The sequence below is a fragment of the Novosphingobium capsulatum NBRC 12533 genome, from assembly GCF_001598375.1.
Taxonomy (GTDB): domain Bacteria; phylum Pseudomonadota; class Alphaproteobacteria; order Sphingomonadales; family Sphingomonadaceae; genus Novosphingobium; species Novosphingobium capsulatum.
This window is the reverse complement of sequence record NZ_BCYV01000054.1, coordinates 1-1,709: the sequence shown is the minus strand read 5'-3', so window position 1 is coordinate 1,709 and position 1,709 is coordinate 1. Positions and strand designations below refer to the sequence as shown.

Genomic DNA, 1,709 nt, shown 5'->3' with positions numbered 1-1,709 from the left:
CCGCCGATCGGCTCTATGACGAGCGGCTCGATCGGCACCACGATTTCTCCAACAAGACCGGCGTCGTGCATAGCGAAGTCATGCTGCCCGAGGGCGCGCCAGAGGAGTGGCGGGATCGGGCGAAGCTGTGGAATGAGGTCGAAGCCGTGGAAGTGCGCAAGGACGCGCAGCTCGCCCGCGAGATCGAGTTCGCCATTCCCCGCGAGATGAGCCAGGCCGATGGCATCCAATTGGCGCGGGATTTTGTGCAAAGGGAGTTCGTCGACCGGGGCATGGTCGCCGACCTCAATGTGCACTGGGATGTGGGACCGGACGGCCTCGCGAAGCCCCATGCCCATGTGATGCTGGGCATGCGCGAAGTTAGCGAGAATGGCTTCGGCGCCAAAGTGCGCGAGTGGAACAAGACCGAGCTCTTGACCCACTGGCGCGAAGCCTGGGCCGAGCATGTCAACGAACGGCTGGCGCAGCTCGATATCGACGCACGGATCGATCACCGCAGCTTGGAGGCCCAGGGCATCGACCTGGAGCCTCAGAACAAGATCGGCCCGGCCGCTGCGCGGATGGTACAGGAAGGCCTGGTTCGCGAGCGGTTGGAAGAGCATTTTGCCATCGCCCGGAGCAATGGCGAAAAGATCCTCGAAAACCCCGGCATCGCGCTCGATGCCATCACCCACCAGCAGGCGACCTTCACTTCGCGCGATCTTGCCACGTTCGTGCACCGCCACAGCGAGGGCAAAGACCAGTTCGATGCCGTGCTGGCGGCGGTGCGCGGTTCGCCCGATCTGGTGCGCTTGGGGCCAGACGGACGCGGCGAAGAGCGCTTTACCTCGCGCGCCATGCTCGAGACCGAACAGCGGCTGGAGAAGGCCACGGCCAGGCTCGACGCGGAGCGCCATCATGGCGTGCCGGCGCGCCATCTGGCAGCCGCGCTGGACCGCGCCGAAGCGCGTGGTCTGGTGCTGTCGGTCGAGCAGCGCCATGCGCTCGCGCATGTCACCGGCGGTCTGGGTATTGCCAACGTGATCGGCTATGCCGGGACCGGCAAAAGCGCGATGCTGGGCGTTGCGCGCGAGGCTTGGGAGAAAGCCGGCTACGATGTGCGTGGCATTGCCCTCTCCGGTATTGCCGCTGAGAACCTGGAAAACGGCTCGGGTATTGCCTCACGCACGATTGCCAGTCTCGAGCACCAGTGGGCGCAGGGACGCGAGACCCTGATGCCCAATTCCATCCTGGTGATCGACGAAGCCGGGATGATCGGCACGCGCCAGATGGAACGCGTGGTCAGTGAAGCCGAGCGCCAAGGCGCAAAGGTCGTGCTGGTTGGCGATCCGCAGCAGCTCCAGGCGATCGAAGCGGGGGCTGCCTTCCGCAGCATGGCCGAGCGGCATGGCGCGGTGGAAATCACCGAAGTACGCCGGCAGGCGGAAGAGTGGCAGCGCGATGCCACGCGGCAGCTGGCAACGGGCAGGACCGGCGAAGCCATCGAAGCCTATCACGCGGCCGGTCTGGTGGTCGAATCACGCACGCGCGAATCGGCTCGCGATGCCTTGATCGAGCGCTGGGATGCCGATCGGCAGGCCCATCCCGAGGCCAGCCGGCTCATTCTCACCCATACCAATGCAGAATGCGATGAACTGAATGCGCAGGCCCGGGATCGCCTGCGCGATCATGGCACGCTTGGCACCGATGTCGCGGTCGAGACCAACCGC

The 1,709-nt window shown here is 65.4% G+C and carries 1 protein-coding gene; it reads left to right on the top strand.

The window, feature by feature from the left end:
* The coding region (gene traA / locus SCA01S_RS21510; protein ID WP_084391188.1) for a Ti-type conjugative transfer relaxase TraA at nt 1-1,709 on the top strand (1,709 nt) is incomplete at both ends.